Consider the following 5478-nt stretch of genomic DNA (forward strand, 5'->3'; position numbering starts at 1 on the left):
CTCGGTGAGGCACGTCTCTTTGTCCCTTCTCGTTTTCGTGGGCGGCCACGTCTGTGAAGAGCGCGATAGGTCGAAAACCCAGGGCAAGGAGCGTCCCAGCCGACTCATGCATACAGCCTGGCCGTGTGCTGGCATTGGCCGGTGGCCTTGCGCCTGGCCTCAACAACCCCGAAAATACCCAGGTGTTTGAGTTTTCCATCACCGCTCAGTGCGGCAGGGCCCGCACAGGGCTTTTCACCACCCCCCACGGCGTGGTGCAGACCCCGCTCTTTATGCCGGTGGGCACCCAGGGCAGCGTGAAGGGAATCACGCCCAGGGAACTCGAGGAAATCGGCTCGCAGATTGTGCTGGGCAACACCTACCACCTGCTCTTGCGTCCGGGACCAGAGCGGGTGCAGGCGCTGGGGGGGCTGCACGGCTTCGCTGCCTACAAGGGCCCCTGGCTCACCGACTCGGGCGGCTTTCAGGTCATGAGCCTGGGCGACCTGCGAAAAATCAGCGAGCAGGGCGTAACCTTCCGCAGCCATCTGAACGGCGACCTGATCGAGCTCACCCCGGAGTACAGCATAAAAGTACAGGAAGCCCTGGGGGCCGATATCATCATGGCCTTTGACGAGTGCCCCCCTTACCCCGCCACCCCGGACTACCTGAAGGCCTCCATCGAGCGCACCCTGCGCTGGCTCGAGCGCTGCCTGAGGGCCAAAACCCGCCCCGACCAGGCCCTCTTCGCCATTGCCCAGGGGGGGATTGACCTGAAGCTGCGCCGCCTGAGCGCCGAGGCCACCGTGGCTTTCGACACCCCCGGCTTTGCCATTGGGGGGCTGGCGGTGGGCGAGCCCAAGGAAGGCATGTACCCCGCCGTGGCCCTTTCTACCCAGCTTTTGCCGGAGGGCAGGCCCCGCTACCTGATGGGGGTGGGCCACCCCGAAGACCTGGTGGCCTCAGTGGCGCTGGGGGTGGACATGTTCGACTGCGTTTACCCCACCCGCACCGGGCGCTTTGGCTATGCCCTGGTGCCCGAGGGGCGGCTCAACCTGAAGCTCTCCCGCCACCTCGACGACCCCCGCCCTATAGACCCCGACTGCGACTGCTACGCCTGCCAGCACTACAGCCGGGCCTACCTCTCGCACCTGGTACGGGCCGAGGAGATGCTGGCCCCCCGCATGATCTCGCTGCACAACCTGCGCTACCTGCACCGCCTGATGGAAGGAGCCAGAACCGCTATCCGTTCGGGCGAGTATGGCGCATTCGCCCAGGACTTTGCTGGGAGGCGCTTCGGGCGCGAAATTCCAGGGTGGTTTACCAGGGCCCTCGAGGAGGGCGGGCACTGGTAGCCTGGCAGCAAAGCGAGCGTTTGCCAAAGCCGCGCCTACCCCATCCGGTAAAAACGGCTTTTCAGGTAGTAGTCGGTGTAAAGGATTTTCAGAAAGGCCACCAGGGGAACGGCCAGAAGTGCGCCCACCACCCCAAAGAGCGAGGCTCCAACCAGCACCGCAGCAATGCCCGTCACGGGGTGAAGACTGGTGGTGCGGCCCATGATGATGGGCCAGATGACCCCGGCCACCTGGTTGCAAAGCCAGAGGGCCAGGGTGACAACCAGCAAGGCCCCCCAGCCCAGGGGTAAAGCCAGCACCAGAGCCGGAATGGCCGAAATGATGACCCCCAGCACCGGCACAAAACTAAAGATGAAGGCCAGAAAACCCAGCGAGATGGCCTGGGTGAACACCGGAGGCCCGAAGCCCTGGAAAATCCCGAAGGAAAGGTACATGGCCAACCCCACAACCGCTCCGTTGGCCAGGGCCCCCAGAATGGTGCCGCGCACATACCCGCCAAAGGCCAGATCGGCCTTGTGGGCGAGTTCCTGGGCTAAAGGCTGGTAAGGCTCGGGAATGGCCCTGAAAAGGGTGGCTCCGATGCGGGGCAGGTCGTAGAGCAGGTAGATGGAGAGGGTAATCACGGTCAGAAGCTGAAAAGCGCCCCCCAGCAAGCCGCTCAAAAAGCCCAGGAGGTTGCCGCCCTGGGCAAACACCCCTTGCAGGGCCTGCAACAGCACCTGGGTAAAGCTTTGCAGCAGGTCTTGCAGGTTGATGGTGGCCTGGGCCAGGGCCTCGCGGAGCAGGGGCGGCAACTCCACACGGCCCAGCGCCTCGGGCAGGCTTTGAGCCCAGTTCAAAAGCGGTTGAAAAAGCCCCGGCAGTCTGGCCGCAAAACGGGCCAACTGCCCCACCATGCTGGCCAGCAGAACCGTGGAAAGCCCCAGCAAAAAAAGCATTCCCACAAAAACGGCAACCACGCCCAGGGCTCGAGTGAGCCTGCGGGCCTCGAAAAAGCGCACCACCGGGCTCACCATATAGGAAAAAACAAAAGCCGCCGCCACGATGCCAAGGGCCGCCCGCGCCCCACTCAGCAGCCAGGCCAGAAACCACAAGAAAAGCCCTGCCAGGGCCAGATAAACCAGCAAGCGCACCCATTTGTTCTGCCAGGCCCAGGCCAGCGTCTCGCGCACGGTCAACCCTCCCGGTAAAAGCGGCTGTTCAGGTAAAACTCAAGGTAGAGCACCTTCAGAAAGGCCAGCAGTGGCACCGCCAAGAGCGCCCCGACCAGCCCATAGAGGCTCGAGCCCACCAGAATCGCCCCAATCACGCTCACCGGGTGCAGGCTGGTGCTCTGACCCAGGATGCGCGGGCTCAGGAAATGGGCCTCGATCTGGTTCGCCGCCACCACCACCGCCAGGGCGGCAATCACCTGCGGCCAGCCCACCGTAAGGGCCAGGAGCAAGGCCGGAACGGTGGAAATAATCACCCCGGCAAAGGGAATCAGGTTGAACGCCCCCGCCAGCAAGCCCAGCGAACCCGCCAGCGGAATGCCAAAAATCCAGAGCCCCACCCCCACCAGCAAGCCCACCCAGAAGGCCACCTGAAGCTGCCCGCGCAGGTAGCCCCCCACCGCCCGGTCGAGCTTGGTCAGAATATCCGCGGCCACCGGCTGATAGGGCAGCGGGATGGCCTGAAAAAGAGCCCTGGATATCTGGGGCAGGTCGTAGAGCAGGTAAATTGAGATAATCAAGGCTGCAAAAAGCTGGAGCACCCCCCCCACCAGCGAAGCAAAAAAACCGATCAGGTTGCCCCCTTGCGCCAGCAGGGCCCGCAATCCTTGCAACAGGGTTTGGGTAAAGCCCTGCAAGAGGGTTTGCAGGTTTTGGGCCGCCTGTGCAAAAGCGCCCTCCAGCGCCGGTGGAATTTCTATTTGTCCGATGCGAGAGGGCAAATTCTCGATCCAAGCCAGCAGCGGGGTCAGAATGCGGGGCAGCTCGGTGGCAAAGCGGGCCAGCGTATTGGCCATGTCGGCAATCAGGAACGAGGCCAGCCCCAAAAACAGCATCAGCCCCAGGTACACCAGCATCACCCCCAAAAAGCGGGGCACCCTGCGCTGCTCCAGGGCCCGCACGATGGGCGAGGTCAGGTAGGCAAAGACAAAAGCCAGAGCCAGCGTCACCAGGGCAGCCCGCGCCCCGCCCAGAACCACCGCCAGTAGCTGGATGAACAGATAAAAAAGAACCGCGTAGACCGCGATTCGCACCCACAGCAGCTTCCAGATCTCGGCGAGGTCCTGACGCATGGGGACTACAATACCGCATCAGGGAAGGCCGAACTCGAGCTTCGCTCGGGCCCGCACCGCCTCGGGTGTTAAGCCCTGACCAAAATATCTGTCCTTGTCGGGTTCGCCATCCCACAGCTCAAAGAGCAGCCTTGCCCCTTCCCCGCTGCCCCGCAACGCCGATTCGGTACCGCTGTTGCCCACCCACCCAATCCACTGCCCCTTGGTCACCTTGCTGCCCACCTTTAGCCCGGGGGCAATGCCCGAAAGATGGGCATAGACCGTGGTCAAGCCCTGGGCATGGCGAATCCAGACCTCCCGCCCGCGCAGCCTGTCCATCTGCTCCGGGTTGGCGCCCCCGGCCACCGCCCGAAGCAGGGCCTCGAACTCGGCGCGGGTCATCTCTTTGTAATTGGCCTCGGCCTTGACCACCTCGCCCCCGGCGGCTGCCACCACCCCCATCCCAAAACGCACGGGGACGCAAGCATCGTCGCCGGTAAAGACAAAGCCCGGATTGGTGCCCTTGCGGTATTCGCGGGGGGCGCCCGGCAGGTTGCTATCGGTTTTGGGCAAACAGGCCCCCGGCAAAGGGAGGGTAAAGCCCTCGGGGCCTTTTTGCAGGTCTTGCTTGAGTCTGGCAATTTCGGCCTGCAAACCCGCCACCTGCCTGCGGGCACCCGATAGCTGGACGCTTTGCCACAGGGCCAGCAGCGTCACCAGGGCCAGCACGATCCAGCCGGGCTTGATCGGCATGGATTTATTCTATCGCGCTGGTCAAAACCCTGGCCTCACCCAGCGGGTACTGGGATACACGTTCCTGAGAGACCGCCCTGAGCCAAATAAAAAAGGACACAGGGGGCTGTGTCCCTTGGGGGGTTTCCTCTTAGAGCAGGCTCAACAGGCGGGCCTTAATCTGTTTGGCGGTGAGGCCCTCGAGCTTCATCCCCTTGGAGCGCTCGACCAGCTCATAGACCTTGTGCACGTGGCTGTTGGCCACCCGGAAGGTGATGGCCTGTCCGGCCACCGTTACGGTTACTTTGCGCAGGTTGGGTTCTTGCCAGTGCTTGGTGTAGCCGGTAATCTTCTTCCCCACCCCACCTTCACGCTTGGCCTTACCCCGGGTAATGATGCTGTAGGCCACGGTCGGGCGCTTGCCGCTAATTTCGCAAATCTTCGACATCGCAGGACTCCTAACTGCCAAACAAGGGAAGTCCTCCCCTGTTTCAGGGCAACAGCGTTGAGTATAGCATACCCTCACGCGAGCGTGCTAGACTTCCCAGCGGTATGAATATCGCCACCTGGCTGGTTCCTGCCCTGCTGGTCGCCGATCAGGCCATCAAACTGATGGTGCTGTGGGCAGTGGGCCCCCGCATCTTCGACCCTGGCGTAGGCGGCATCTTCCTGACCAATCTTTTTTGGATTGTGGACGCCACCTTTATCAAAAACACCGGCGCCGCCTTCGGCATCTTCCAGGGAGGGGCCCGCATCCTGGTCTGGGTGAGCCTGGTCGTGGGCATCGGGATTCTAATCTATTTGAGCGTGAACCACCGCCGGGTCTCGCTGCTGGGCCAGACTGCCTTTTCTCTGATTGCAGCAGGCGCCCTGGGCAACGCCGTAGACCGGCTGGGCCATGGCTGGGTGGTGGACTATGTGGACATCAACCGCACCGGGCTGGCCATTCTGGACAACTTTCCCATCTGGAACCTGGCCGATGGATGTGTGGTCGTTGGGGTCATCCTTTTACTGCTGCCCCAGCGCAGGCGTCGGTACTGAAGGGCATAAATAGAGCGCTCTTCACATTTTATGAGCCACTCGAGTTCGAGAAAGCCTGGTTCTGAACAGAACAGTGGCCGCCTGGAAACTCGAAAACATGCGTCTCGG

At 62.5% G+C, this 5478-nt stretch carries 6 protein-coding genes; 2 read left to right on the forward strand and 4 right to left on the reverse strand.

Going from position 1 to position 5478, the window contains the following annotated elements:
* The first annotated feature begins 182 nt into the window (after window positions 1-182).
* A complete protein-coding gene (gene tgt / locus NZN28_RS13670; protein WP_295399074.1) occupies window positions 183-1334 on the forward strand; it encodes a tRNA guanosine(34) transglycosylase Tgt in 1152 nt (383 codons plus the stop codon).
* A gap of 35 nt (window positions 1335-1369) precedes the next feature.
* On the opposite strand, the gene NZN28_RS13675 is transcribed toward tgt, so the two are convergent.
* The 4 genes from NZN28_RS13675 to NZN28_RS13690 all read right to left on the reverse strand — a co-directional run bounded on the left by NZN28_RS13675 (window position 1370) and on the right by NZN28_RS13690 (window position 4777).
* Complete coding sequence (locus NZN28_RS13675; protein WP_295399064.1) at window positions 1370-2506, reverse strand: AI-2E family transporter; 1137 nt, start codon at window positions 2504-2506, stop codon at window positions 1370-1372.
* A gap of 2 nt (window positions 2507-2508) precedes the next feature.
* Complete coding sequence (locus NZN28_RS13680; protein ID WP_295399066.1) at window positions 2509-3618, reverse strand: AI-2E family transporter; 1110 nt, start codon at window positions 3616-3618, stop codon at window positions 2509-2511.
* Between the two features lie 18 nt (window positions 3619-3636).
* Window positions 3637-4350 (reverse strand): M23 family metallopeptidase, encoded by a 714-nt coding sequence (locus NZN28_RS13685; protein ID WP_295399068.1) that lies wholly within the window; start codon window positions 4348-4350, stop codon window positions 3637-3639.
* A 130-nt stretch (window positions 4351-4480) separates the two neighbouring features.
* Window positions 4481-4777: a L28 family ribosomal protein gene (locus NZN28_RS13690; RefSeq protein WP_295399070.1), complete on the reverse strand. Its 297-nt coding sequence runs from the start codon at window positions 4775-4777 to the stop codon at window positions 4481-4483.
* Window positions 4778-4881: 104 nt separating this feature from the next.
* Between NZN28_RS13690 and lspA the strand changes: the two genes are divergently transcribed.
* Window positions 4882-5370 (forward strand): signal peptidase II, encoded by a 489-nt coding sequence (gene lspA, locus NZN28_RS13695; protein ID WP_295399072.1) that lies wholly within the window; start codon window positions 4882-4884, stop codon window positions 5368-5370.
* The last annotated feature ends 108 nt before the right edge of the window (window positions 5371-5478 follow it).

Origin of the sequence: Meiothermus sp. (genome assembly GCF_025056915.1) — a bacterium.
In the GTDB taxonomy this organism is placed as follows: Bacteria; Deinococcota; Deinococci; order Deinococcales; family Thermaceae; genus Meiothermus.

Coding starts and splice junctions, on each gene's coding strand:
- NZN28_RS13680 (WP_295399066.1), bottom strand. CDS start 3,618: ATGCGTCAGGACCTCGCCGAGATCTGGAAGCTGCTGTGGGTGCGAATC.
- NZN28_RS13685 (WP_295399068.1), bottom strand. CDS start 4,350: ATGCCGATCAAGCCCGGCTGGATCGTGCTGGCCCTGGTGACGCTGCTG.
- NZN28_RS13690 (WP_295399070.1), bottom strand. CDS start 4,777: ATGTCGAAGATTTGCGAAATTAGCGGCAAGCGCCCGACCGTGGCCTAC.
- lspA (WP_295399072.1), top strand. CDS start 4,882: ATGAATATCGCCACCTGGCTGGTTCCTGCCCTGCTGGTCGCCGATCAG.